Here is a 23,032-nt window from a genome sequence, read left to right on the forward strand (position 1 = left end):
CCCGAGGACCCACCGTGACCAGTCTCAGCGTCGAGACCCTGGCAGCGGACGCCGTCGAACCGATCACCTCGGCCGGCAACGCCCAGCTGGGCATCGCCGTACTCGCCGGCATCGCCGTCATCGTCCTGCTCATCACCAAGTTCAAGCTGCACGCGTTCCTGGCGCTGACCATCGGGTCGCTCGCGCTCGGCGCGTTCGCCGGCGCTCCGCTCGCCGACACGATCAAGTCGTTCACCACCGGCCTGGGCGCCACCGTGGCCGGCGTGGGCGTGCTGATCGCGCTCGGCGCCATCCTCGGCAAGCTCCTCGCCGACTCCGGGGGCGCCGACCAGATCGTCGACACGATCCTGGCCAGGGCGAGCGGCCGGGCCATGCCCTGGGCGATGGTCCTGATCGCCTCCGTGATCGGGCTGCCGCTCTTCTTCGAGGTCGGCATCGTGCTACTGATCCCGGTCGTCCTGATGGTCGCCAAGCGCGGCAACTACTCCCTGATGCGGATCGGCATCCCGGCCCTCGCCGGACTCTCCGTGATGCACGGGCTCATCCCGCCGCACCCCGGCCCGCTCGTCGCGATCGACGCGGTCGGCGCCAACCTGGGCGTCACCCTCGCCCTGGGTCTGGTCGTCGCGATCCCGACGGTGATCATCGCCGGGCCGGTCTTCTCCCGGTACGCCGCCCGCTGGGTGGACATCCCGGCGCCCGAGCACATGATCCCGACGCGCCCTTCGGAGGACCTGGAGAAGCGTCCCGGCTTCGGCGTCACCGTCGCGACCGTGCTGCTGCCCGTCGTCCTGATGCTGGTCAAGGCGCTCGTGGACATCGTCGTCGACGACCCCGAGAACGGCGTGCAGAAGGTCACCGACGTCATCGGCTCGCCGCTGATCGCGCTGCTCGCGGCCGTCATAGTCGCCCTCTTCACGCTGGGCAGGGCGGCCGGCTTCTCCAAGGAGCGGCTTTCCTCGACCGTCGAGAAGTCCCTCGCCCCGATCGCGGGCGTGCTGCTGATCGTCGGCGCGGGCGGCGGCTTCAAGCAGACCCTGATCGACATCGGCGTCGGCCAGATGATCCTGGACTTCTCCGAGAACTGGTCCATCCCGGCCCTGCTGCTGGCCTGGCTGATCGCGGTCGCGATCCGGCTCGCCACGGGCTCGGCGACGGTGGCGACGATCTCGGCGGCGGGGCTCGTGGCTCCGCTGGCGGAGGGCATGTCGACCGGGGAGACGGCACTCCTCGTCCTCGCGATCGGTGCGGGTTCGCTCTTCTTCAGCCACGTCAACGACGCGGGGTTCTGGCTGGTGAAGGAGTACTTCGGGATGAGCGTCGGCCAGACGATCAAGACCTGGTCGGTGATGGAGACGATCATCTCGGTCGTCGGCATCGTGGTCGTCCTGCTGCTCTCGCTGGTGTTGTAGCCAGCTCCCGCGTACGGCTCCGAGGGCCGGTCGTGGCTGACAGACTGTCGGCCATGACCGGCCCTCACGCGCTCAAGCCCTTCCTCCTCGCCTTCCCGGGCCCCCTTCGCGACCGGCTCGTGGCCGCCGTCCTCTCCGGCGAGAAGACGGCCACGACCGGGCTCCTCGTGGAGTACGAGATCGAGAACGAGGAGCTGCCGGAGGCGGGCGAGCGCTCGGCGCTCATCGACTCGGACGGTCGCGAGGTCGCGGTCGTGGAGATCACGGAGGTCCGCGTGCTGCCCCTGGGCGAGGCGGACCTCCGGCTCGCCCTCGACGAGGGCGAGGGCTTCCTGTCGGTCGCACAGTGGCGGGACGCCCACGAACGCTTCTGGCACGGCGAGGAGATGCGGGAGGCGCTCGGGGACCCGGGGTTCGTGGTGGACGACGGGACGATGCTGGTGGTGGAGCGGTTCCGGGTGGTGGAGACGCTGTCCCCCGACGTCGGTTGACCGCCTTCGCCCGTGGCCACGGCCGACCGCCCTTGCCCGGGGCCCCGGGCGACCGCCGTCAGCCCACCGCCTTCGCCGCCGCCCGGCCCGCCGCGCGGCCCGAGAAGATGCAGCCGCCGAGGAAGGTGCCTTCGAGGGAGCGGTAGCCGTGAACGCCGCCGCCGCCGAAGCCGGCCGCCTCGCCCGCCGCGTACACGCCCGCCAGCGGTTCGCCGCCCTCCGTCAGGACGCGGGAGTCGAGGTCGGTCTCCAGGCCGCCGAGGGACTTGCGGGTGAGGATGTTGAGGCGTACGGCGATCAGCGGGCCCGCGGCGGGGTCGAGGATCCGGTGCGGGGAGGCCGTACGGATGAGCTTGTCGCCCAGGTACTTGCGGGCGCCGCGGATCGCCGTGATCTGGAGGTCCTTGGTGAAGGGGTTGGCGATCTCGCGGTCGCGGGCGGTGATCTCGCGGCGCAGGGCGGTCTCGTCGATCAGGTCCTCGCCGGTGATCCGGTTCATGCCGCGGACGAGGGCGGAGAGGTCGTTCTCGACGACGAAGTCGACTCCCTTGTCCATGAAGGCCTGGACGGGGCCCGGCACGTCGGCGCGGGCGCGGCCGAGGACGTCGCGGACCGACTTGCCGGTGAGGTCGGGGTTCTGTTCGGAGCCGGAGAGCGCGAACTCCTTGCCGATGATCCGCTTGTCGAGGACGAACCAGGTGTGGTCGTGGCCGGTCCGCATGATGTGTTCGAGGGTGCCCAGGGTGTCGAAGCCGGGGAAGAGCGGGACGGGCAGGCGCCTGCCGGTCGCGTCGAACCAGAGCGAGGACGGTCCGGGCAGGATGCGGATGCCGTGCCGGGCCCAGATGGGGTTCCAGTTCTCGATGCCCTCGGTGTAGTGCCACATCCGGTCGCGGTTGATGTGGCGGGCGCCGGCCTTCTCGGCGACGCCGAGCATCAGGCCGTCGACGTGGGCGGGCACGCCGGAGAGCATCCGGGCGGGCGGGGTGCCGAGGCGCTCGGGCCACTGCGCGCGGACGAGGTCGTGGTTGCCGCCGATGCCGCCGGAGGTGACGACCACGGCCTGGGCGCGCAGTTCGAAGCTGCCGGTGGGCGTGCGGGTGCTGGCGGTGCCGCGGGCGGCGGTGGAGGGTTCGAGGATCTCGCCGGTGACGGTGTCGACGGCTCCGGCGGTACGCCCGAGGGCGGTGACCCGGTGGCGGAAGCGGAGCTGGACGAGGCCGCGGGCGACGCCCTCGCGGACCTTGCGCTCGAAGGGGGCGACGAGGCCAGGGCCGGTACCCCAGGTGATGTGGAAGCGGGGTACGGAGTTGCCGTGGCCGTTGGCGTCGTAGCCGCCGCGCTCGGCCCAGCCGACTACGGGGAAGAAGCGCACCCCGCGCGCGTGGAGCCAGGAGCGCTTCTCGCCGGCGGCGAAGTCGACGTACGCCTCGGCCCACTTCCTGGGCCAGTGGTCCTCGGTCCGGTCGAAGCCGGCGGTGCCGTACCAGTCCTGGAGGGCGAGGGCGTGGCTGTCCTTGACGCGCATCCTGCGCTGCTCGGGCGAGTCGACGAGGAAGAGGCCGCCGAAGGACCAGTGGGCCTGGCCGCCCAGGGACTGTTCGGGCTCCTGGTCGAGGAGGATCACGGTGCGGCCGGCGTCGACCAGCTCGGCGGTGGCGACGAGGCCGGCGAGGCCGGCCCCGATCACGATGACATCAGCGTCGTAGGACATGGACCGCATCTTGGATACACGGATGTATCGAGTCAACCGTTTGGCTGCGCGGAGCCCCTCCCGTTTCTTAATGTCGGGCATTAATATGAAGACATGGCCAGGACATCGGGACCCGAGACCCGGGACAGACTGATCCGCGCGGCGGAGGAGCTCTTCGCCGCCCAGGGCGTGCACGGCGCCCAGCTGCGGGACGTCGTGACCCGCGCGGGCCAGGCCAATCCCTCCGCCGTGCAGTACCACTTCGGCTCGCGCGGCGGCCTGCTCGACGCGGTGATGGCCGGCCGGCAGGCCCGGACGGAGAGCGTGCTCGCCCCGCTGCTCGCGGCGGCCCCCGACGATCTGCGCGCCCTGATCGCGGCCCTCGTCACGGCGGAGGCGAGCGAGCTGCGCACCGACCGGGGCCGCCGCTGCCTGCGGATCTCCGCGCAGCTCAGCCACGAGAGCGGGGTGCGCACCCGCACTCCCCACCCCACGCTCGCCGGCACCGGCTACTGGCGTCTGATCGAGCGGATCGCGGACCGGCTGGCCGCCCACGGCCTGCCCGAGCCCCTGCTCCTCGAACGCCTCGACCTGGCGCTCACCCTGGTCGGCGCGGCGATGGCGGACCGGGCCAGGCAGTACCTCGACGGCGCCGAACCCCTCACCGGTGAGGCGCTCTTCCTCGCCGATCTGGTCGAGACCACCACCGCCCTGCTGCGTGCCGCACAGCCGGAACGGGCGACCCGACGACAACGCAAGGACCCCTCATGAACGACCTCACCGGCAAGACCGTCCTCATCACCGGCGGCGCCCGCGGCCTGGGCGCCGAGGCGGCCCGGCAGGCGGTCGCCGCCGGCGCGAACGTCGTCGTCACCGACGTCCTCGACGAGGACGGCAAGGCCACCGCCGACGCGCTCGGCGAACGGGCCCGCTTTTTCCACCACGACGTGACCTCCGAGGAGGAGTGGGCGGCGGCCGTCGCGTACGCGGTGACGGAGTTCGGCGGGCTGCACGGCCTGGTGAACAACGCGGGCATCTCCACCGGCGCCTTCCTGGAGACCGAGTCCGTCGAACACTTCCGCAAGGTCCTCGACATCAACCTGACCGGCGTCTTCATCGGCATGAAGGCCGCGATCCCGGCGATGCGGGAGGCGGGCGGCGGCTCGATCGTCAACATCTCCTCGGCCGCCGGCCTGATGGGCCTGGCCCTGACCGCGGGCTACGGCGCCTCCAAGTGGGGCGTGCGCGGTCTGACGAAGATCGGCGCGGTGGAGCTCGGCACGGCGGGGATCCGCGTCAACTCCGTCCACCCGGGCATGACGTACACCCCGATGACGGCCTCCGTCGGCATCGAGCGCGGCGAGGGCAAGTATCCGAACACGCCGATGGGCCGCGTCGGCGAGGCCGACGAGATCGCGGGCGCGGTCGTCTTCCTGCTGTCGGACGCGGCCTCGTACGTGACCGGCGCGGAGCTGGCGGTCGACGGCGGCTGGACCACCGGGCCGACGGTCAAGTACGTCATGGGGCAGTGAGCGTGGGTGTCGTACGCCGGTGATTTCATGGGGCCATGAACCCCGCCGAAGAGATCCTTGACATCGTCGACGAGAACGACGAGGTGATCGGTCGGGCCCCGCGCGGCGAGACCTACGCGGGGGGCCTGATCCACCGTTGCGCCTTCGTCCTGGTCAGGGACGCCGGAGGGCGCGTCTTCGTGCATCGCCGCACCCCGACGAAGCTGGTCTTCCCCTCGCTGTACGACATGTTCGTCGGCGGGGTCGTCGGGGCGGGCGAGAGTTACGACGAGGCGGCGCTGCGCGAGGCCGAGGAGGAGCTCGGCGTCTCGGGCCTGCCGCGGCCGACGCCGCTCTTCAGGTTCCTGTACCGCTCCCCCGAGGGCGTCGCCCGCTGGTGGTCCGCCGTCTACGAGGTCCGCTGCGAACTGCCGGTCCACCCGCAGGTCGAGGAGGTCGCCTGGCACGGTTTCCTCACCGACGAGGAGCTGGCCGGCCGGCTGGACGAGTGGGAGTGGGTGCCGGACGGGCTCGCCGCGTACGAACTGCTGCGGGCCGGGCGTGATCGGCAGGACATCGCCTAGAAGGCCCTAAGGTGCGCATGTGAGCGATTTCGTACAGAGTCTGCGGCTGTGGTTCGCGCCCCGGCGGATCAGGGACGAGGGCGAGACCCCCGACTACCGGTTCTCCCTGGCCAACGAGCGGACCTTCCTGGCCTGGATCCGGACCGCGCTCGCGCTCGTCGGCGGCGGGTTCGCCGTCGACCAGTTCCTGCCGGACCTGCGCTGGGGCGTGCGCGTCGGGCTCGCGCTCGCGCTGCTCGCGGCCGGCGTGCTGTGCGCCCTGCGCGCGGTGAACCACTGGGTGCGCTGCGAGCAAGCCATGCGGCGCGGCGAGGACCTGCCCGTCTCCCGCTTCCCGGCGGTGCTGAGCCTCGCGGTGGCCGTGGTGGCCCTCGCGATGGTGTTCGTCGTCGTCTTCGGCTGGGCCGGGCGGTGACCGAGGTCCGCGATCCGGGACTCCAGCCGGAGCGGACCCGGCTCGCGTGGCGTCGTACGACCCTGTCCTGCACGGTGGTGGCGGTACTCGCCGTCAAGGTGGCCGTCCATGACGACATCACGGCGGCCGGTCTGACCGGGCTCGCCCTGTCGGCTCTGGTGTGGGTGGCCTTCCTCGCCGTCGCCCACCGGCGCATCCGCGCCCTGGACGCGACCCGGCCGCACCCGCTCTCGTACCGGGGCGCCCTGCTCGCGGCGGTGTGCACGATCGCGCTCGCCGTCTGCGGTGCCGCGATGATCTGGTGACCGGGACCCGTACGGCGGAAGCGGCGAATCAGGACGAGACGGGCGTTCAGGGCTAGCCTGGGTGGCGTCAGCCGACCCCTCACAGAGGCGATGTCATGACCGTTCTCCACCACGAGCACCCCACGCACAGCCACGCCCACGGCCCTGACTGCGGCCATGCGGCGGTGACCCACGACGACCACGTCGACTACGCGCACGACGGGCATCTGCACCGCGAGCACTCCGGGCACTGGGACGAGTGCGAGAAGTCCGGCCACGTGCTGCACGACGGTCACGACCACCAGCACGGGCCGGAATGCGGGCACCAGGCGGTGTCGCACGGGAACCACGTCGACTACGTGCACGACGGACACCGGCACGCGGCCCACGACGGCCACTGGGACGACCACTGAGCCGTGTCGCCTTCCCCCGGAACCCGACCGGCTGACAGGCTGCGCCTGTCCGGCCGCTCTCCACCGGGGGAACTCCTTTGTCCGTCACCGATTCCTACGCGTCCGCCACCGATCCTTGCGCGTCCGCCACCGACCCCTATGTGGTCGAGCTCGCGCCCGGCGTCCACGCCTTCGTCCAGCCCGACGGCGGCTGGTGCCTGAACAACGCCGGCTTCCTCGGCGACGCCGGCGAGTCGCTGCTCGTCGACACCGCCGCCACCGAGCGGCGCGCCCGGCTGCTGCGGGACGCGGTCCTCGCCCAAGGCCTTCCGCTGCCCCGGACCGTCGTCTCCACCCACCACCACGGCGACCACACCTACGGCAACGGCGTGTTCCTGCCGGAGGCGCGGATCGTGGGGCACGAGAACTGCCGGAGCGAGCAGCTCGCGGCCGGGCACCAGCTCCATCTGCTGTGGCCGCGCACCGACTTCGGGAAGATCGACATCCGGCCGCCGTCCGTCACCTACCGGGAGCGGCTGACGCTGTACGTCGGGGACATCGAGGTGCGGGTGATCCACCCGGGCACCGCGCACACCACCGGCGACTCGATCGTGCACCTTCCCGAGCAGGGCGTGGTCTTCACCGGTGACCTGGTCTTCCAGGGCGGGACGCCGTTCCTGCCGATGGGTTCGCTCGCGGGGTCGCTGCGTGCCCTCGCCCTGCTGCGCTCGCTCGACGCGCCGACGGTGGTGCCGGGCCACGGGCGGGTGACCGACCCCTCGGCGTACGACGCGACGGAGCGCTATCTGCGGTGGGTGCGGGAGCTGGCGGCGGAGGGGTACGCGAAGGGGGCGACGCCGCTGGAGACGGCGCGGGCGGCGGAGCTCGGCGAGTTCGGCGCGTGGCGGGAGAGCGAGCGCCTGGTGGCGAACCTGCACCGGGCGTACGCGGAGCTGGCGGGGCTTCCGGAGGGGTCGCCGCTCGACGCGGTGACGGTCTTCGGCGACATGGCGGCGATGAACGGCGGGGTGCCGGTGGCCTGCCACGCGTAGCCCTTGGGCGGGCGGCGGGGGGGGTGCGGGGTTCTCGGAGGGTGCGGGGCCGCTGGTGGTGCTGGTTCGGGCACAGGGGGCGGAGGCGCCCGCGGAGGGCGCCGTCCCGTGTGCCCACCCGTCCCGCCCTGCGGGACGATTGCCCACACGGCGGGGGGCCGGGGGCGGGGCGGTTGCCCGCACGGCGGGGGGCGGGGCGGGGGGCGGTTGCCCGCGTGGCGGGGCTACCAGGTCGTGGGGGTCCAGTCCGGGGTCGCTCGTCGCATCGCCGCCCTGTCGTCGCGGTTCCTCATGGTGCCGTCGTCGTCGAGCCAGCGGCGGTGCAGGGCGGCGAGCGCGGCGCGGTCGAGGTCGACGCCGAGGCCGGGGGTGTCGGTGACGGCGAGCCGCCCGTCCCGGAAGACGGGCCGGGTGGTGACGACGTCCTCGGTCTGCCAGGGGTAATGGGTGTCGCAGGCGTGGTGGAGTTCGGGGAGGGTCGCGGCGACCTGGGTCATGGCGGCGAGGCTGATGCCCAGGTGGGTGTTGGAGTGCATGGAGAGCCCGACGCCGTACGTCCGGCAGAGCGCGGCGAGTTCGCGGGTGCGGTGCAGCCCGCCCCAGTAGTGGTGGTCGCAGAGCACGATGCGTACCGCGCCCTTCGCGAAGGCCTCGGGGACCTCCTCGAAGGTGGTCACGCACATGTTGGTGGCCAGCGGCACGTCGGTACGGGCAGCGATCTCGGCCATGGCGCCGGTGCCGCTCGCCGGGTCCTCCAGGTATTCGAGCACGTCGTCCAGTTCGCGGGCGACGGCCAGCGAGGTCTCCACGGACCAGGCGCCGTTGGGGTCGAGGCGCAGGGGGCGGCCGGGGAACGCCTCGGCGAGGGCGCGGACGGCGGCGGTCTCCTGCTCGGGCGGGAAGACGCCGCCCTTGAGCTTGAAGGAGCGGAAGCCGTACAGGCGGTCGAAGCGGCGGGCCTGGGCGACGATGCCGGCGGGGTCGAGGGCCGAGCCCCAGTCGTCCGTCGGGGTGTCGGTGCCGGGGTGGGCGGCCCAGCGGTAGAAGAGGTAGGCGCTGTATTCGACGGTGTCGCGGACCTTGCCGCCGAGCAGGGCGTGGACGGGCAGGCCGAGGGTCTTGCCGAGGGCGTCGAGGCAGGCGGTCTCGAAGGCGGAGACGACGGAGAGGCGGAGCTTGTCGGCGGTGCGGACGCCGCGCAGGCCGCCCGCGTCGACGCCCTCGTCGGCGGGAAGCGCGGGAGAGGCGGGACCGGCGGTGTCCGCGAGCGCGAAGAGGCCGTTCACGTCCGCGACCGAACGGCCGGGGAGCGCCTTGGCGAGGGGCCGGGCGATGTCAAGGTAGACGCCGTCCCCGTAGGTCTCCCCGAGGCCGCTGACTCCTCCCCTGGTGACGACTTCCACCACGAGCCGGGGGGTGGCGGGCTGGTGGACGCCCTGGACATTGAGGAGGGGCGGGTCGGAGATGAGGATCGGGGTGATCCGGACGTCGTCGACGATCAGCTTCGCATCCATGTCCGTGAACTCTATTCAGGAGGAGGACCGGCGGCCAGAGTGCGGCGCGCACTTTCCCGCCTCCCTCTGGACGACATACCGACTGGTCGGTCATCATGAACGCCGACCGAAGCCGACCCGGAGGTACGCACGTATGAGTTCCGCCCCGCCGCCAGGGCTCGACCCCGAGCAGCTGCGCCGCCACCTCGACCGCGAGCGCCCCGGCCTGGTGTCCGGCCCCCTCGAAGCCCGGTTGATCGAAGGCGGCCGGTCGAACCTGACGTACGTCGTGACCGACGGCACCGGCCGCTGGGTCGTCCGCCGGCCCCCGCTCGGCCACGTCCTCGCCACCGCCCACGACATGCGGCGCGAGCACCGTGTCATCAGCGCCCTGCACGGCACGGACGTGCCCGTCCCCGAGACGCTGCTGCTCTGCGAGGACGAGTCCGTCCTCGGAGCGCCCTTCTACGTCATGGAGTTCGTCGAGGGCACGCCGTACCGCTCGGCCGCCGAGCTCGCCCCGCTCGGCCCCGAACGCACCCGCGCCGCCGTCCTCGGCCTGGTCGACACCCTCGTCGACCTGCATGCCGTCGATCCGGAGGCCGTCGGGCTCGGCGACTTCGGGCGCCCCGAGGGCTTCCTCGACCGGCAGCTGCGGCGCTGGGGCAAGCAACTCGACGCCTCGCGCGGCCGTGACCTCGCCGGGATCGACGAGCTGCACGCCGCCCTCGGCCGCTCCCTGCCGGTATCGCCCGCGCCCACGGTGATCCACGGCGACTACCGGCTCGACAACGTCCTCGTCGACGGCGACGACCGCATCAGGGCCGTCCTCGACTGGGAGATGTCCACCCTCGGCGACCCGCTCACCGACCTCGGCCTGCTCGTCATGTACAGCACGCCGCTCGGCCTGCCGGACTCCCCCGTCTCCACCACCGCCACGGCCCCCGGGCACCCGAGCCCCGCCGAACTGGCCGAGCGCTACGCGGCCCGCTCGGGCCGCGACACCTCGGCCCTCGCCTGGTACACCGCCTTCGCCTGGTTCAAGCTCGCCGTGATCCTGGAGGGCATCCACTACCGCTGGACCCTCGGGCAGACAGTCGGCGCGGGCTTCGACCGCATCGGCGAACTCGTCCCCGTCTTCATCGAGCACGGCCTGACCACCCTTCAGGAAGGCTGACCCACCATGGACTTCGCATACGACGCGCGCACCGAGGAGCTGCGGACGAAGCTGCTCGCCTTCATGGACGAGCACGTCTACCCGGCCGAGCCCGTCGCCGAGGAGCAGCGCGCCCGGCTCGCCTCGCCCTGGGACACCCCGGCGGTCGTCGGGGAGCTGAAGGCCGAGGCCAAGCGGCAGGGCCTGTGGAACCTGTTCCTTCCCGACGCGGAGTACGGGGCGGGCCTCACCAACCTCCAGTACGCGCCGCTCGCCGAGATCACCGGCCGCAGCCCGCACCTGGCGCCGACCGCCCTCAACTGCGCGGCGCCGGACACCGGCAACATGGAGGTGCTCGCCCAGTTCGGGGACGAGGCGCAGAAGAAGCAGTGGCTGGAGCCGCTGCTCGCCGGTGAGATCCGCTCGGCGTTCGCGATGACCGAGCCCGAGGTCGCCTCCTCCGACGCGACCAACATCGAGACCCGGATCCGGCGGGACGGCGACTCGTACGTCGTCGACGGCCGCAAGTGGTACATCTCCGGGGCGATGAACCCCGACTGCAGGATCTTCATCGTGATGGGCAAGACCGACCCCGACGGGGCCGACATCCGCCGCCAGCAGTCGATGATCCTCGTGCCGCGCGACACCCCCGGCGTCGAGGTGCGGCGCGCCATGCAGGTCTACGGGTACGAGGACCACTCCCACGGCGGCCACGCCGAGGTGGTCTTCGACGGGGTCCGCGTCCCGGCGTCGAACCTGATCGGCGAGGAGGGCGGCGGCTTCGCCATCGCGCAGGCCCGGCTCGGCCCCGGCCGCATCCACCACTGCATGCGGCTCATCGGCATGGCCGAGCGGGCCGTCGAGCTGACCTGCCGCCGGGCGGTCTCCCGTACCGCCTTCGGCAAGACGCTCGCCCAGCAGGGCGTCGTGCAGAACTGGATCGCGGACGCCCGGGTGACGATCGAGCAGCTGCGGCTCCTCGTCCTCAAGACGGCCTGGCTCATGGACACCGTCGGCAACCGGGGCGCGCACACCGAGATCCAGGCCATCAAGATCGCGACCCCGCGCGCGGTCGTCGACATCATCGACAAGGCGGTGCAGGCGCACGGGGCGGGCGGGGTCTCGCAGGACTTCCCGCTGGCCGAGCTGTGGGCGTCGGCGCGGACGCTGAAGCTCGCGGACGGCCCGGACGAGGTGCACCAGCGGTCGCTGGCGCGGCGGGAGCTGAAGAAGTACCTGTAGCCGTACGACGGAAGGGGCCCGCGACCGGTCGGTCGTGGGCCCCTTCCGTGTGGGCGTCCGTCAGGGGCGCAGGGCCCGGAGCAGGAGGTCGGCGAGGTGTCCCGCGACCTGTTCGGGGGTGAGCGGGCCGTCCGGGCGGTACCAGGTGGAGAGGTGGTGCACCGAGCCGAAGTGGTAGTCGACGACCAGGTCGGCGGGGGTCGCGGAGGAGAACACCCCGGACCGCTGGCCCTCCTCGATCAGGGCGCGGAAGCGCTCGTGGTAGCGGCGCCGCTCGGACCTGACCTGCTTGTTCTTCTCCGGGCTGAGGTGGTGCATGGAGCGGAAGAAGATGGCCGCGTCGTCGAGGTTCTCGATGGTGGTGACGACGACGTCGGCCGCCGCGTCGCGCAGCCGGTCCTCGATGGGCGCGTCGGCGCCCGCGTAGGCGTCGAGCCGTTCCTGCTGGAGGCGCAGGACGCGGGCGTAGACCTCCTGGAGGAGGTCCTCCTTCGAGCCGAAGTAGTGGTAGAGCGCGCCCTTGGTGACCCCGGCGGCCTCGACGATCTCCTGCACGGAGGTGCGGTCGTAGCCCTGTTCCGCGAAGAGCCGGGTGGCGGCGGCGAGGAGCCTCTGGGGGACGGGTGCGCCGCTCCCGTCCGTCGTCCTGGCCATGCTCCGCCGCCTTCCTTGGTGGTCGTTCTCGGTCAGCGGAACGTGTTTCCGCCTGTAGATCTTCCCATCGATCGTGGCACCCGTTAACGGGTACCGGTCTCCCAGGCCTGCTGGACGTGGTTCATGGTGGTCAGCCAGCGCTCGGGGTCGGTGGCCCGGTTGCGGTAGTAGCCGGCGACCTCGGGGTGCGGGAGGACGAGGAAGCGGTCGGCGGCGATGGCGTCGATGAGGGCGTCGGCGACGTCCTCGGGCTCGATGGCGGTCGGCGCGAGGACGAGGTCGCCGGCCGTTCCGGCGGCGGTGAGCATGTCCGTACGGACGCCCTGCGGGCAGATGGCGTGGACCTTGAGGCCACGGTGCCGGTAGGTCAGGGAGAGCCACTCGGCGAAGGCGTACGCGCCGTGCTTGGAGACGCTGTACGGCGCCGCGCCGATCATGGTGAGCAGTCCGGCGGCGGAGACGGTGGAGACGAACCGGCCGCTGCCGCGCTCCAGCCACTCCGGCAGGAGGGCGCGGGCCGCGCGGACGTGGGCCATGACGTTGACGTCCCAGGCGGCGGCCCAGACGTCCTCGTCGGCGAAGGCGTCGCCGGGCGAGGAGAGTCCGGCGTTGGCGCACCAGACGTCGATGGTGCCGCCGAGCGCCTCGCGGGCCTCGTCGACGACGGCGGAGGCGTCGCCGGGGACGGCGAGGGCGCCGATCTCCTCGGCGACGGCCTTGGTGCGGACGGGGTCGAGGTCGTTCACGACGACCCTGGCCCCCTCCGCGGCGAACCTGCGGGCGAGGGCGGCGCCGATGCCGCCGCCCGCTCCGGTGACGACGACTCCGGCGCCCTGGAGTTCGTTCCTGTCCGCGCTCATGGACCCACCTCTCGGCTGTGACGACCCGGACAGACTAACCAGTCGGTATGGAGTGGGGGAAGACCCGCTCCGCACGCCTCGTTCCCCGGAGCGGCCAGGAGCGCTAGCGTGCGTGCCCATGTCACCCCGAGGAGGTTCCATGGGCCTGTCGCGACGGAGTCTGCTGGCCGCCGGCGGCGCGCTCGGGGCGGTGGCGGCCACGGCGCCCACCGCGTCGGCCGCCCCCGGTCACGGCCGGGTGCGCACCGGCTTCGAGCGGCTCGTGGCCGACGGGTACGCCCTGCTGGCCGGCGAGCGGGTCGGCATCGTCACCAATCCGACCGGGATCACCCGGGACGCCGGGCACGTCGTGGACGCGATGCACGCCGACGGGCGGGTGGACCTGGTCGCCGTCTTCGGCCCGGAGCACGGCTTCCGTGGCACCGCGCAGGCGGGCGGTTCCGAGGGCCGGTACGACGATCCGGCGACCGGACTGCCCGTGTACGACACGTACCTGAAGAGCGGGCAGCCGCTCGCGGACGTCTTCACCGCCTCCGGGGTCGACACGGTCGTCTTCGACATCCAGGACGTCGGCGCCCGCTTCTACACCTACATCTGGACGCTGTACGACTGCATGGTGGCCGCCGCGCTCGCCGGGAAGCGGTTCGTGGTCCTGGACCGACCGAACCCGGTGACCGGGCGGGCGGCGCTCGGCCCCGTACTGGACCGGGCGTTCGCCACCTTCGTCGGGCGCGAGCCGATCGCGCAGGCGCACGGCATGACCGTGGCCGAGCTGGCCCGCCTCTTCAACGGCGAGTTCCTGACCAGGCCGGTGGCCCTGGAGACGGTACGGATGACGGGCTGGCGGCGCGGCGAGTTCTTCGACGCGACCGGGCTGCCGTGGGTGCCGCCCAGCCCGAACATGCCGACGCCGGACACCGCGCTGGTCTACTCCGGCACCTGCCTCTTCGAGGGGACGAACCTGTCCGAGGGCCGGGGCACCACCCGCCCCTTCGAGCTCCTCGGCGCCGAGGGGATCGACCGGCGGTGGGCGGAGGCGGCGAACGCGCTCGCCCTGCCCGGGGTCCGTTTCCGTGAGGCGTACTTCGCGCCGACCTTCTCCAAGTTCCAGGGGAAGACGGTGGGCGGGGTGCAGCTGCACGTCCACGACCGCGAGTCCTTCGACCCGGTACGGACGGGGATCGGGCTCCTGGTCAGCGCCCGCAGCTCGTGGTCCGGCTTCGCGTGGCGGGCGGACCACTGGATCGACAAGCTGACCGGCTCGACCCGGGTGCGGACGCTGATCGACGCGGGCGCGGGCGTGGACGAGGTCGTGGGGGCGTGGCAGTCGGACCTGGCGGCGTTCCGTGCGGTACGGGAGGGGTATCTGCTGTACCGGTGAGGGCGGTCGCGCCCCGGTGCCGACCGGGGGTTGTCCCCCGGTCGGGAAGGGGTTGTCCCCCGGTCGAGAAGGGTGCGGGCGGGATGTCCCACGAGGTGTCCAGCCGACGAGGCTGGGCCCATGAACCTCTCCTTACGACGCCGTCTGCCCCTCGTCGGACTCCTGGTAGCCGCCTGCCTCGGCACCCTGGCACCCGCCGCGGGCGCGGCCGCGACCTCCACCGCCGGCGATCCCGCCCGCGAACTCGCCCGTACGGCACAGCCCCTGACCGATCTGCGCCCGCTCGACCGGATGATCGGCTCGGCCAAGGTCGTCGGCATCGGCGAGGCCACCCACAGCTCGGCCGAGTTCTTCACCGCCAAGCACCGGATCTTCGAACACCTCGTGGAGCGGCGGGGCTTCACCACCTTCGCCCTGGAGGCCAACTGGTCGACCGGGCTCCTCGTCGACGAGTGGGTCCGCACCGGCCGCGGCGACATCCGGGCCATCATGCGGGACGAGTTCCAGGAGTCGTACCGCCTCTGGAACACCGAGGAGTACCTCGACCTGTTCCGGTGGATGCGGCGGCACAACCAGCTCCACCCCGGCCACGAGGTCCGCTTCATGGGCAACGACCTCGGCTACGCGGGCCCGACCCTCTTCGACACGGTGACCTCGTACGTGGCCCGCACCCACCCGGCGCTTCTCCCCCGCTTCGAGGAGCTGTACCGGGCCTCGCGCCCCACCGGCGAGGTGGAGGCGTGGATGAAGGGGTACATGACCAGGCCGCAGGCCGAACGGCAGCGGATGGCCGGCGAGGTGAACACCGCCCTCGCTCTCCTGGAGCGGCAGACCCCGGGGAAGGACGCACGCGCGCGTGAGGCCGCCGCGTGGGCGGTCCAGCACGCGCGGGCCATCGCCCAGGTCGGCAGCGTGTACGCCCACGACATGACGACGGACGCGGGGGTCGCGGAGGCGATGCTCTACCGCGACCGGATCATGGCCGAGAACACCGTGTGGTGGCAGCGGCGGACCGGCGACCGGATCGTGCTCTCGGCGCACAACGGGCACGTCGGCTACGAGTCGATGAAGCCGGACCAGTACCCGCGCACCCAGGGCGCCTTCCTCCGGGACGCCCTCGGCCGGGACTACGTGACCGTCGGCGCCTCCTTCGGGCAGGGCTCGTTCAACGCCCACGACACCGAGGCCCCGGGCGAGCCGCTCCGGACCTTCACCGTCGGCACGCTCGGCGCCGACAGCAGCGCCCACACCCTGGACCGCGTCTCGCCGGACGCCTTCTACCTGGACATGCGGCGGGCGACGCCGGCGGCGCGCGACTGGCTCGGCACGCACCGGCCGAGCCGGCACATCGGGACCGTGTACCCCTGGCCGGGCGTCGTGGCCCCGGTCCGGCTCTCCACCGCGTACGACCTGCTGATCCACTTCCCCCGGATCACGGCGGCCCGGCTGCGCTGACACCCCGTCGGACGTCTGGACGGGGCCGTGCGCGGGCATGCTGGCCATGGAGCCGCCGCCCGCTCACGGGGCGCACTCGGCGCTGCGGCCCCCTCGACGCGGAGGGACGGGTCTGGTCGTGACCGGGATGAGTGTGGAGCCGTACCGGGAGATCACCTTCGACAAGCAGGGCGACGGGCCCCCGGGGCAGTCCGCGTCCCTCGCCGCACTGGCGAGGCAAGGGGTCACGGAGCTGGTGGTGTTCGCGCACGGGTGGAACAGCTCCCCCTCCGGCGCCACCCGTCTCTACTCCGACTTCTTCGCTCCCTTCCCGGGTCTGTTCGCGCCCGGGACCGAGGCCGGGTACGCGGGGGTGATCTGGCCGTCGATGATGTTCACCGGGGAGCCGGGCCCCGACTACCGGGCCCTCGTGACGGTCCTCCCGGAGAAGGAACCGGTCCTCGACCGGCTCACCGAACTCCTCGTGACGGCACCGGCGGACGAGAGGGCGTTCGCCGAGTTCGGGGCGCTGCTGCGGGAGCTGACGGACGTGTCCGGCGGGGGCGCCGCCGTCGCGGTGGAGGCGGTGCCGGAGTTCCTGCTCGCCGACCCGGTCGAGGTCTGCGCCCTGTTCACGGAGGCGCTGGAGGCCGAGGCGCGGGAGGCGGGGGCCGTACCGTCCGGGGACATACCGCCTGACGGGTTCGAGAGCGGCTTCGGGGAGGGACTCGGGCGGTACTGGAAGGGCGCCCGGGAGGCCCTGCGGCAGGCCACCTACTACGTGATGAAGAAGCGGGCCGGACGGGTCGGCGAGGCGGGCCTCGGGCCGCTGCTCGGCGAGGTCGCCAGGGCCGCCCCCGGCCTCCGCGTCCACCTCGTGGGCCACAGCATGGGCGCCCGGCTCGTCTCGTACGCGCTGAAGGGGCTGCCCCCGGGTGCCCGGCCCGTCGCCTCCGTGACGCTCCTCCAGGGCGCCTTCTCGCACTACGCGTTCGCCGCGCGGCTGCCGCACGACGCGCGGCGGTCCGGCTCGCTGCGGGACATGCAGCAGCGGATCCGGGGGCCCCTGGTGGCCTGCTACTCGCGGCACGACACGGCGCTCGGGGTGATGTACCCGCTGGCGTCCCGGCTCGCGCGCGACTCCGAGTCGCTCGGCGGCCTGCCCCGGCTGCCGGGCGCGGGCGATCCGCGCTGGGGTGCGATCGGGTACGACGGCGTCCAGGCGGTGCCGGGGACGGTGCGAAGGACCCTGGCGTCGGTCCTGGACGCGGGGGTGCCGGCGTCGGGCTGTGTGAACGTGGACACGGCGGAGGTGGTCCGCTCGCACAGCGACGTCCGCGCGCCGGAACTGGCCCGGGTGGTGGTGTCGGCGGCCCGGGCGGGGCGTTAGAACCCGTCTTTCGGACCAGGTCGGTCCCGGGCCTGGTCAGAGCCTCTTTCGGGGGCTCCGCCGCGCCGCTGACGGCTGCCATCCGAATTTCGATGGAACACGGCGGGGCGCTCGTTCGTCCCTCTGATACCGCGGAATGACCAGCGACGGAGGTGGCGGGAGATGGCCGGTTTCCGGAGTCTCGCGAGACAGGTGCGCGATCCGGGGTGCGACACGGCGCTGCGCAGGTACTCGCTGCGCAAGTGCTTGGAGCGGTTCGCGCCGTACGGGCACCGGGCGACGTGGGACCACCTGTGCCGCAGGCACAGGTTCGGACACGAGGACCGGGATCTCGACCCCGGGCGGCTGATCGCCGCGCTCGACGAGCTGGAGGAGGCGCGCGCCCTGTGGCTCGCGTACGAGGAGCGGTTCGCCGCCCGGCGGCGGCGTGAGAAGCAGGAGGGCCTGCGGGGACTGGGGGCGCTCGACGCCTGGCACCGGCGGATCTGGGGCGGCAACGGGGTGGTCCGGTGCGGCGATCCGGCGGTGCACCCGTCGGATCCCCTGCCGGAGGTGCTGCGGCGGCTGATCGCGGCCCTGGAGCGCGGCCCCGGCGAGGGGTGCCCGGTGTGCGCGGGGCCGCGGATCGAGTGGACCGGTCCCGGGGACGCGTACGAGCCCTTGCTCGGCCCGGTGTGCGGGGACTGCGGGGTCGGCGTCCCCCGCGCGGTGCTGACCTCGGGGGCGCTGGCCCGCGCCCGTGGGGCACGGAACCGGCCGCTGGCGCCGGCGGCCTGAGGGCCGGGGACCCTACGCCGGGTCCTCCGGGGCGGTCCGGCGTACCGGCAGCAGGCGGGAGCCCGCCATCCGTTCGCCGAAGACGTCGTCCGGGTTGGACAGGACGCAGTTCTGGAGGGACAGGCAGCCGCAGCCGATGCAGTCCGTCAGATGGTCCCGGAGCCGCCCGAGTTGCCGGATGCGTTCGTCGAGTTCGGTGCGCCAGGCGGCGGAGAGCTTGGCCCAGTCCTCGTTGGTGGGGGTGCGCTCCTCCGGGAGCTGGGCGAGGGCCTCGCGGATCGTGGCCAGCGGGATCCCGACCCGCTGCGCGGCGCGGACGAAGGCGACCCGGCGCAGGGTGTCGCGGCCGTAGCGGCGCTGGTTGCCGGTGGTGCGGCGGCTGCTGATGAGCCCCTTCGCCTCGTAGAAGTGGAGGGCGGAGACGGCGGCTCCGCTACGGGCGGAGAGCTGGCCGACGGTGAGCTCGTGGATCTTCTCTGGAATCTGCGGCACCCCGCGACCCTACTGGTCCGTTGACAGCGGCACCCTCACCCCCACATGCTGAGCAAGCGCTTAGATACCGACCGTTGGGTATGCGGTACCGGGACGGTACGCCGTACCAGAAGGGACAGGAACATGGCCGAGCCGAGGATCTTCACCTCTGCCGAGGAGCTGCGCGCGGGGGTCGGCGAGCAGCTGGGGTACAGCGACTGGCTGGAGGTCGACCAGAAGCGGATCGATCTCTTCGCCGAGGCGACCGGGGACCACCAGTGGATCCACGTGGACCCGGAGCGTGCGGCCTCCGGCCCGTTCGGAACGACCATCGCGCACGGCTATCTGACCCTGTCGCTGCTGCCGCTGTTCGTCCCGCAGGTCCTGGCGGTCGAGGGCATGAAGATGGGCGTCAACTACGGCACCGAGAAGGTGCGTTTCCCCGCGCCCGTGCCGGTCGGCTCGCGGCTGCGCGCCACGGCCGTCCTGACGAAGGTCGAGGAGGCCGGTGGCGGCGTGCAGGTGACGGCGGCGGTGACGGTGGAGCGCGAGGGCTCCGGGAAGCCCGTCTGTGTCGCCGAGTCGGTCTCCCGCTACTACTTCTGAGCCCCGACCATCCTGAGGACGAGGTCGGCGTAGAGCGCGCCGACCTCGTCCGGGGTGCGGCGGCCCTGGGTGTTGAACCAGCGCGAGACGTCGATGCAGAGGGAGAGCACGGCGACCGTGGTGCCCGACACGTCCGGCACCTCGAACTCGCCGGCCGCCACGCCCTCGTCGATGATGCGGCGCACCGTCGCGTCGGACTCGCGGCGCAGCTCCACGATCTCGGCGCGGTGCTCGGGACCGAGCGCGTCGAGCTCGTACTGGACGACCCGGGCCGTGGTGTGGCGCTCGGCGTGCCAGCGGACGAAGGAGCGCACGGCGTCGGCGAGGCGTTCGGCTGCCGGGCCGTCGCCGTCGGCCGCGGCCCTGAGGATCTCCAGGGCCTTGTCGTGGCCGATCCGGCTGATGCGGTGGAGCAGCTCTTCCTTGGTCTTGTAGTGGATGTAGAGCGCGGCCGGGCTCATGCCGGCGCGGCCGGCGATGTCCCGGGTGGTGGTGGCGTGGTAGCCCCGCTCGGCGAACGCCTCGACGGCGGCCACGAGCAGTCGCCGGGCCGCCTCGGGCGTGACCTCGCCCCAGGGCACGTCCTCGGCCCCGGGCGTCTCCTCCGCCGTGCTCATCCGACACTCCTTCTCGACCCCGTCAGGACGAACACCATACAACGAGGGTGAGCAAGCGCTTAGATCCGACCGCTCAGAGCTTCTGGAAGGGGTCGTGTTCGGCGAGGAGCTTCTCCAGCCGGGCCTGGTCGACGCGGCTGACGATCTGGCCCTCCTCCTGACGGTCGCGGACGACCTTGGCGAGCGTGAACGCCGAGGTCGTGAGGTAGAGGACCGCGACGGCGAGGAAGGCCCGCACCCAGGCGCTGGCCTCCAGCTGGAAGATCCCGATGGCCACGGCCGCGAGGGCGATGCCGAAGGAGAGGACGGCCTGCATGTAGTAGGCGGCGGTGTTCTGGTGCTTGACCGGTGTGTCGCTCATGTGGGACAGCATCGGACGGATGTGGCCGGTGCCACATCCGTCCGGGTACTCATCGCCGTACTCAGAAGGTACGGATCAGAAGCGGGAGACAGGGATCGGCAGCCGGGCGTCAGAAGGCCGAGATCCCCGTCAGCGCCCGCCCGATGATGAGCTTCTGGATCTGGCTGGTGCCCTCGTACAGGGTCATCACGCGCGCGTCGCGGACCAGCTTGCCGACCGGGTACTCGTCGATGTAGCCGTAGCCGCCGAAGACCTGGAGCGCGTTGTTCGCGGCGCGGACGGCGGCCTCGGAGGCGTACAGCTTCGCCTTGGAGGCGGCGGTGGCGAAGTCCTGGCCCCGGTCGATCAGGTCGGCGACCCGCCAGGTGAGCAGCCTGGCCGCGTCCACGTCGACGGCGATGTCGCTGATCAGTTCCTGCACCAGCTGGTAGGAGGCGATGGGCTTGCCGAACTGCTCGCGCTCCCCCGCGTACCGCACGGCGGCGTCGAGCGCGGCCTGGGCGATGCCGACGCAGCCCGCGGCGACCGACATGCGCCCCTTGGCGAGGGCGGACATGGCGACGGTGAAGCCCTTGCCCTCGGGGCCGAGCATCGCGCCGGCCGGGACGCGGACGTCCTCCAGGACCAGTTCGGCGGTGGCCTGGCCGCGCAGGCCGAGCTTGCCGTGGACGGGGCGGCGGGTGAGGCCGGGGGTGTCGGCGGGGACGAGGAAGGCGGAGACGCCCTTGTGTCCCGGGGCGTCTCCGGTGCGGGCGAAGAGCAGGACGACATCGGCCCAGGTGCCGTTGGTGATGAACATCTTGGTGCCGTTGATCACGTAGTCGCCGGCGCCGTCGTCCCGTACCGCCCGGGTGGCGAGGTTCCCCGCGTCGGAGCCGGTGCCGGGTTCGGTGAGGCCGAAGCAGCCGAGCGCCTCGCCGGAGGCGAGCCGGGGCAGCCACTCCCGCTTCTGCTCCTCGCGGCCCCAGGAGGCGATCGTCTTGGCGACGAGGCCGAGGGAGACGGAGACGATGCCGCGCACGGAGGAGTCGCCGCGTCCGAGCTCCTCGGTCACCAGGCAGTACGTGAGGTGGTCGCCGCCGGAGCCGCCGTACTCCTCCGGGATCGTGAGTCCGAGGAAGCCGACGGCGCCGAGCTTCTTCACGATTCCCCGGTCGACCTCCTCGGCGCGGTCCCATGCCGTGGCGTGCGGGGTGACCTCGCGGGCCACGAAGTCCTCGGCGAGCCGCCGTACGGCTTCCTGTTCCTCGCTCAGCGCCAGATCCACCGTGCATCACCTCGTCCGGTCCCGTTAATTACCACTGCTAGTTTTTGAGCGCAGGCCTACTATGTGCGCCATGGCCCGACCGCGCAAGCCCCTGCTCAGCCGAGACCGCATCGTCGAGACGGCGGGCGCGCTCGTGGACGCGGAGGGCCTGGGCGCGCTCTCCACCCGCCGGCTCGCGGCCGAACTCGGCGTGAGCGGCCCCTCGCTCTACAACCACTTCCGCACGAAGGACGAGATCCTCGACGCCGTCGCCGACGCGGTGAGCGAGAAGATCGACCTGTCGATGTTCACGGAGGACGACGGCCGCGACTGGCTCTCGGCGCTCCACGACTGGGCCGTCTCCTACCGCGCCGCCCTCGCCGACCACCCCCACATCGTCCCGGTCCTCGCCCAGGGCCCCGGCCGCCGCCCGGCCGGCCTGCGGGTCGCGGACGCCGTCTTCGGGGCGATGGTCCGCGCGGGCTGGCCACCGGCCCAGGCCACCTCCATCGGTGCCCTGATGCGGTACTTCATCACCGGCTCCGCGCTCGGCTCCTTCGCCCGCGGGTTCGTCGACGACGAGTCGGCCTACGACCCGGCCGACTACCCCCACCTCGGCCAGGCGCACCTTCTCGCGGAACACCGCCAGAAGGTCGACGAAGGCGCCTTCGACACGGGCCTGCGGGCCCTGCTCGACGGGCTCAGGCTCCAGTACGAGACCCTCGGCCGACGCCCCCCGGCCCGCCCCGACACTTCGGCCGCCGCCGAAGCGTGAGCGCGGGATCCTTGACGCATGGCAGCCAGTGACCTCGCCGCCCTCGCGGCTCTCTTCGCGGACGAGACCCGCGCCGCGTTCCTGCTCGCCCTGCTCGACGGACGGGCCTGGACCGCGGGGGAACTCGCCCGGCACGCGGGTGTGGCGCCGTCCACCGCGAGCGAGCACCTCGGAAAGCTGGTCTCCGGCGGGGTCCTCGCGGAGGAGCGGCAGGGGCGCCACCGGTACGTACGCCTCGCCGACCCCGGGATCGCGCACCTCGTCGAGGACCTGGCCGTCCGGTCCGAACCGGCGGTGGCCGCGCCGCCCCGCTCGCTTCGGGCCGCGAACGCGGGGCGGGCGATGGCCCGGGGGCGGACCTGTTACGACCACCTCGCGGGACGGCTGGGCATCGTCGTCACCGAGGCGATGACCGCGCGCGGACTGCTTCGCCAGGACACCGGCTTCGCGCTCACGGACCGGGGCCTGGCCTGGTTCGACGACCTCGGCGTTCCCCTCGTACGCCGGGGCAGGCGGCCCGTCGCGCGCGGCTGCCTCGACTGGACCGAGCGGAAGCCGCATCTCGCGGGCGTCGCCGGCGCCGCGCTGTGCCGGCACGCGCTGGACGCCGGATGGTGCGTACGCATCGGGTCGGAGCGGGCCGTGAAGGTGACCGAGGAGGGCGAGGGCGCGCTGTACGCGTCCCTGGGCATCGCTCCGGCGGCGCTCCGGTGACGCGGGCGGGCGCACCATCGT

At 72.6% G+C, this 23,032-nt stretch carries 26 protein-coding genes; 18 read left to right on the forward strand and 8 right to left on the reverse strand.

Translation table 11 applies throughout. The annotated features are described in order from the left end of the window. Nucleotides 1–14 precede the first annotated feature (14 nt). Together ACIA8N_RS21060 and ACIA8N_RS21065 are read left to right on the forward strand one after the other, a co-directional pair. Nucleotides 15–1,412: a gluconate:H+ symporter gene (locus tag ACIA8N_RS21060; RefSeq protein WP_365787756.1), complete on the forward strand. Its 1,398-nt coding sequence runs from the start codon at nucleotides 15–17 to the stop codon at nucleotides 1,410–1,412. 53 nt (nucleotides 1,413–1,465) lie between these two features. After that, a complete protein-coding gene (locus ACIA8N_RS21065) occupies nucleotides 1,466–1,903 on the forward strand; it encodes an ASCH domain-containing protein (RefSeq protein ID WP_365787758.1) in 438 nt (145 codons plus the stop codon). 58 nt (nucleotides 1,904–1,961) lie between these two features. On the opposite strand, the gene ACIA8N_RS21070 is transcribed toward ACIA8N_RS21065, so the two are convergent. Next, nucleotides 1,962–3,617, reverse strand: a complete 1,656-nt coding sequence (locus ACIA8N_RS21070) for an FAD-binding dehydrogenase (protein WP_365787760.1) — start codon at nucleotides 3,615–3,617, stop codon at nucleotides 1,962–1,964. 93 nt (nucleotides 3,618–3,710) lie between these two features. Here ACIA8N_RS21070 and ACIA8N_RS21075 point away from each other — a divergent pair, with 93 nt between their 5' ends. The 7 genes from ACIA8N_RS21075 (at nucleotide 3,711) to ACIA8N_RS21105 (ending at nucleotide 7,834) form a co-directional block, all read left to right on the forward strand. After that, nucleotides 3,711–4,367 (forward strand): TetR family transcriptional regulator, encoded by a 657-nt coding sequence (locus ACIA8N_RS21075; protein WP_365787762.1) that lies wholly within the window; start codon nucleotides 3,711–3,713, stop codon nucleotides 4,365–4,367. Further along, nucleotides 4,364–5,128 carry a glucose 1-dehydrogenase gene (locus ACIA8N_RS21080; RefSeq protein ID WP_365787764.1) on the forward strand — a complete coding sequence of 255 codons (765 nt, stop codon included), beginning with the start codon at nucleotides 4,364–4,366 and terminating at the stop codon, nucleotides 5,126–5,128. The genes ACIA8N_RS21075 and ACIA8N_RS21080 overlap by 4 nt, the downstream gene beginning before the upstream one ends. Nucleotides 5,129–5,163: 35 nt before the next feature. Then, nucleotides 5,164–5,691, forward strand: coding sequence for an NUDIX domain-containing protein (locus ACIA8N_RS21085; protein ID WP_365787766.1), 528 nt, complete (start codon nucleotides 5,164–5,166; stop codon nucleotides 5,689–5,691). Nucleotides 5,692–5,710: 19 nt separating this feature from the next. Then, nucleotides 5,711–6,106, forward strand: coding sequence for a DUF202 domain-containing protein (locus ACIA8N_RS21090; RefSeq protein ID WP_365787768.1), 396 nt, complete (start codon nucleotides 5,711–5,713; stop codon nucleotides 6,104–6,106). Then, nucleotides 6,103–6,411 carry a DUF202 domain-containing protein gene (locus ACIA8N_RS21095; protein WP_365787770.1) on the forward strand — a complete coding sequence of 103 codons (309 nt, stop codon included), beginning with the start codon at nucleotides 6,103–6,105 and terminating at the stop codon, nucleotides 6,409–6,411. Before ACIA8N_RS21090 ends, ACIA8N_RS21095 begins: the two co-directional genes overlap by 4 nt. A gap of 95 nt (nucleotides 6,412–6,506) precedes the next feature. Continuing rightward, on the forward strand, nucleotides 6,507–6,803 hold the full coding sequence (locus ACIA8N_RS21100) for a hypothetical protein (protein ID WP_365787772.1): 297 nt from the start codon (nucleotides 6,507–6,509) through the stop codon (nucleotides 6,801–6,803). A 77-nt stretch (nucleotides 6,804–6,880) separates the two neighbouring features. Continuing rightward, nucleotides 6,881–7,834: an MBL fold metallo-hydrolase gene (locus ACIA8N_RS21105; protein WP_365787774.1), complete on the forward strand. Its 954-nt coding sequence runs from the start codon at nucleotides 6,881–6,883 to the stop codon at nucleotides 7,832–7,834. A 224-nt stretch (nucleotides 7,835–8,058) separates the two neighbouring features. On the opposite strand, the gene ACIA8N_RS21110 is transcribed toward ACIA8N_RS21105, so the two are convergent. After that, nucleotides 8,059–9,348: an enolase C-terminal domain-like protein gene (locus ACIA8N_RS21110; protein WP_365783518.1), complete on the reverse strand. Its 1,290-nt coding sequence runs from the start codon at nucleotides 9,346–9,348 to the stop codon at nucleotides 8,059–8,061. 133 nt (nucleotides 9,349–9,481) lie between these two features. On the opposite strand from ACIA8N_RS21110, the gene ACIA8N_RS21115 reads away from it, so the two are divergent. After that, the gene (locus tag ACIA8N_RS21115; protein ID WP_365783520.1) at nucleotides 9,482–10,504 is read left to right on the forward strand and encodes a phosphotransferase family protein; all 1,023 of its coding nucleotides are present in this window, start codon (nucleotides 9,482–9,484) and stop codon (nucleotides 10,502–10,504) included. Between the two features lie 6 nt (nucleotides 10,505–10,510). Next, a complete protein-coding gene (locus ACIA8N_RS21120; protein WP_365783522.1) occupies nucleotides 10,511–11,725 on the forward strand; it encodes an acyl-CoA dehydrogenase family protein in 1,215 nt (404 codons plus the stop codon). A gap of 60 nt (nucleotides 11,726–11,785) precedes the next feature. Here ACIA8N_RS21120 and ACIA8N_RS21125 read toward each other — a convergent pair whose 3' ends face one another. Together ACIA8N_RS21125 and ACIA8N_RS21130 are read right to left on the reverse strand one after the other, a co-directional pair. Further along, nucleotides 11,786–12,379 (reverse strand): TetR/AcrR family transcriptional regulator, encoded by a 594-nt coding sequence (locus ACIA8N_RS21125; RefSeq protein ID WP_030551576.1) that lies wholly within the window; start codon nucleotides 12,377–12,379, stop codon nucleotides 11,786–11,788. Between the two features lie 83 nt (nucleotides 12,380–12,462). Continuing rightward, nucleotides 12,463–13,239, reverse strand: coding sequence for an SDR family oxidoreductase (locus ACIA8N_RS21130; protein ID WP_365783523.1), 777 nt, complete (start codon nucleotides 13,237–13,239; stop codon nucleotides 12,463–12,465). A 139-nt stretch (nucleotides 13,240–13,378) separates the two neighbouring features. Between ACIA8N_RS21130 and ACIA8N_RS21135 the strand changes: the two genes are divergently transcribed. The 4 genes from ACIA8N_RS21135 to ACIA8N_RS21150 all read left to right on the forward strand — a co-directional run bounded on the left by ACIA8N_RS21135 (nucleotide 13,379) and on the right by ACIA8N_RS21150 (nucleotide 18,221). Next, nucleotides 13,379–14,620, forward strand: coding sequence for a DUF1343 domain-containing protein (locus tag ACIA8N_RS21135; RefSeq protein WP_365783525.1), 1,242 nt, complete (start codon nucleotides 13,379–13,381; stop codon nucleotides 14,618–14,620). Between the two features lie 120 nt (nucleotides 14,621–14,740). Next, nucleotides 14,741–16,075, forward strand: coding sequence for an erythromycin esterase family protein (locus tag ACIA8N_RS21140; RefSeq protein ID WP_365783527.1), 1,335 nt, complete (start codon nucleotides 14,741–14,743; stop codon nucleotides 16,073–16,075). Between the two features lie 127 nt (nucleotides 16,076–16,202). Then, nucleotides 16,203–17,444, forward strand: coding sequence for a serine-threonine protein kinase (locus ACIA8N_RS21145; protein WP_365783680.1), 1,242 nt, complete (start codon nucleotides 16,203–16,205; stop codon nucleotides 17,442–17,444). Nucleotides 17,445–17,606: 162 nt separating this feature from the next. Then, a complete protein-coding gene (locus tag ACIA8N_RS21150) occupies nucleotides 17,607–18,221 on the forward strand; it encodes a hypothetical protein (RefSeq protein ID WP_365783529.1) in 615 nt (204 codons plus the stop codon). Between the two features lie 12 nt (nucleotides 18,222–18,233). Here the strand turns inward: ACIA8N_RS21150 and soxR are convergent, their stop codons facing one another. Next, nucleotides 18,234–18,713, reverse strand: coding sequence for a redox-sensitive transcriptional activator SoxR (gene soxR, locus ACIA8N_RS21155; RefSeq protein WP_365783531.1), 480 nt, complete (start codon nucleotides 18,711–18,713; stop codon nucleotides 18,234–18,236). A gap of 123 nt (nucleotides 18,714–18,836) precedes the next feature. Between soxR and ACIA8N_RS21160 the strand changes: the two genes are divergently transcribed. Beyond that, the gene (locus ACIA8N_RS21160) at nucleotides 18,837–19,298 is read left to right on the forward strand and encodes a MaoC family dehydratase (RefSeq protein WP_365783533.1); all 462 of its coding nucleotides are present in this window, start codon (nucleotides 18,837–18,839) and stop codon (nucleotides 19,296–19,298) included. Here ACIA8N_RS21160 and ACIA8N_RS21165 read toward each other — a convergent pair. From ACIA8N_RS21165 to ACIA8N_RS21175, 3 genes are all read right to left on the reverse strand, one after another. Then, nucleotides 19,289–19,915 carry a TetR/AcrR family transcriptional regulator gene (locus tag ACIA8N_RS21165; protein ID WP_365783535.1) on the reverse strand — a complete coding sequence of 209 codons (627 nt, stop codon included), beginning with the start codon at nucleotides 19,913–19,915 and terminating at the stop codon, nucleotides 19,289–19,291. The two genes, ACIA8N_RS21160 and ACIA8N_RS21165, sit on opposite strands and share 10 nt — an antisense overlap. Nucleotides 19,916–19,988: 73 nt before the next feature. Further along, nucleotides 19,989–20,276, reverse strand: a complete 288-nt coding sequence (locus ACIA8N_RS21170) for a YiaA/YiaB family inner membrane protein (RefSeq protein ID WP_030551560.1) — start codon at nucleotides 20,274–20,276, stop codon at nucleotides 19,989–19,991. 109 nt (nucleotides 20,277–20,385) lie between these two features. Then, complete coding sequence (locus tag ACIA8N_RS21175; RefSeq protein WP_365783537.1) at nucleotides 20,386–21,543, reverse strand: acyl-CoA dehydrogenase family protein; 1,158 nt, start codon at nucleotides 21,541–21,543, stop codon at nucleotides 20,386–20,388. 70 nt (nucleotides 21,544–21,613) lie between these two features. On the opposite strand from ACIA8N_RS21175, the gene ACIA8N_RS21180 reads away from it, so the two are divergent. Further along, entirely contained in the window at nucleotides 21,614–22,297 is a 684-nt protein-coding gene (locus ACIA8N_RS21180; protein ID WP_030551556.1) for a TetR/AcrR family transcriptional regulator, read from the forward strand. An 18-nt stretch (nucleotides 22,298–22,315) separates the two neighbouring features. Next, the gene (locus ACIA8N_RS21185; RefSeq protein ID WP_365783540.1) at nucleotides 22,316–23,011 is read left to right on the forward strand and encodes a winged helix-turn-helix domain-containing protein; all 696 of its coding nucleotides are present in this window, start codon (nucleotides 22,316–22,318) and stop codon (nucleotides 23,009–23,011) included. Nucleotides 23,012–23,032: the final 21 nt, after the last annotated feature.

This window comes from Streptomyces sp. NPDC051822, from assembly GCF_044452745.1.
In the GTDB taxonomy this organism is placed as follows: domain Bacteria; phylum Actinomycetota; class Actinomycetes; order Streptomycetales; family Streptomycetaceae; genus Streptomyces.

Bases quoted from the DNA above. Each gene is read 5' to 3' on its own strand.
- ACIA8N_RS21110 (WP_365783518.1), bottom strand. From the start codon at position 9,348: ATGGATGCGAAGCTGATCGTCGACGACGTCCGGATCACCCCGATCCTC.
- ACIA8N_RS21085 (WP_365787766.1), top strand. From the start codon at position 5,164: ATGAACCCCGCCGAAGAGATCCTTGACATCGTCGACGAGAACGACGAG.
- ACIA8N_RS21100 (WP_365787772.1), top strand. From the start codon at position 6,507: ATGACCGTTCTCCACCACGAGCACCCCACGCACAGCCACGCCCACGGC.
- ACIA8N_RS21185 (WP_365783540.1), top strand. From the start codon at position 22,316: ATGGCAGCCAGTGACCTCGCCGCCCTCGCGGCTCTCTTCGCGGACGAG.
- ACIA8N_RS21140 (WP_365783527.1), top strand. From the start codon at position 14,741: ATGAACCTCTCCTTACGACGCCGTCTGCCCCTCGTCGGACTCCTGGTA.
- ACIA8N_RS21065 (WP_365787758.1), top strand. From the start codon at position 1,466: ATGACCGGCCCTCACGCGCTCAAGCCCTTCCTCCTCGCCTTCCCGGGC.
- ACIA8N_RS21130 (WP_365783523.1), bottom strand. From the start codon at position 13,239: ATGAGCGCGGACAGGAACGAACTCCAGGGCGCCGGAGTCGTCGTCACC.
- ACIA8N_RS21125 (WP_030551576.1), bottom strand. From the start codon at position 12,379: ATGGCCAGGACGACGGACGGGAGCGGCGCACCCGTCCCCCAGAGGCTC.
- ACIA8N_RS21115 (WP_365783520.1), top strand. From the start codon at position 9,482: ATGAGTTCCGCCCCGCCGCCAGGGCTCGACCCCGAGCAGCTGCGCCGC.
- ACIA8N_RS21170 (WP_030551560.1), bottom strand. From the start codon at position 20,276: ATGAGCGACACACCGGTCAAGCACCAGAACACCGCCGCCTACTACATG.
- ACIA8N_RS21150 (WP_365783529.1), top strand. From the start codon at position 17,607: ATGGCCGGTTTCCGGAGTCTCGCGAGACAGGTGCGCGATCCGGGGTGC.
- ACIA8N_RS21160 (WP_365783533.1), top strand. From the start codon at position 18,837: ATGGCCGAGCCGAGGATCTTCACCTCTGCCGAGGAGCTGCGCGCGGGG.
- ACIA8N_RS21165 (WP_365783535.1), bottom strand. From the start codon at position 19,915: ATGAGCACGGCGGAGGAGACGCCCGGGGCCGAGGACGTGCCCTGGGGC.
- ACIA8N_RS21120 (WP_365783522.1), top strand. From the start codon at position 10,511: ATGGACTTCGCATACGACGCGCGCACCGAGGAGCTGCGGACGAAGCTG.
- ACIA8N_RS21075 (WP_365787762.1), top strand. From the start codon at position 3,711: ATGGCCAGGACATCGGGACCCGAGACCCGGGACAGACTGATCCGCGCG.
- ACIA8N_RS21145 (WP_365783680.1), top strand. From the start codon at position 16,203: ATGAGTGTGGAGCCGTACCGGGAGATCACCTTCGACAAGCAGGGCGAC.
- ACIA8N_RS21180 (WP_030551556.1), top strand. From the start codon at position 21,614: ATGGCCCGACCGCGCAAGCCCCTGCTCAGCCGAGACCGCATCGTCGAG.
- ACIA8N_RS21135 (WP_365783525.1), top strand. From the start codon at position 13,379: ATGGGCCTGTCGCGACGGAGTCTGCTGGCCGCCGGCGGCGCGCTCGGG.
- ACIA8N_RS21080 (WP_365787764.1), top strand. From the start codon at position 4,364: ATGAACGACCTCACCGGCAAGACCGTCCTCATCACCGGCGGCGCCCGC.
- ACIA8N_RS21070 (WP_365787760.1), bottom strand. From the start codon at position 3,617: ATGTCCTACGACGCTGATGTCATCGTGATCGGGGCCGGCCTCGCCGGC.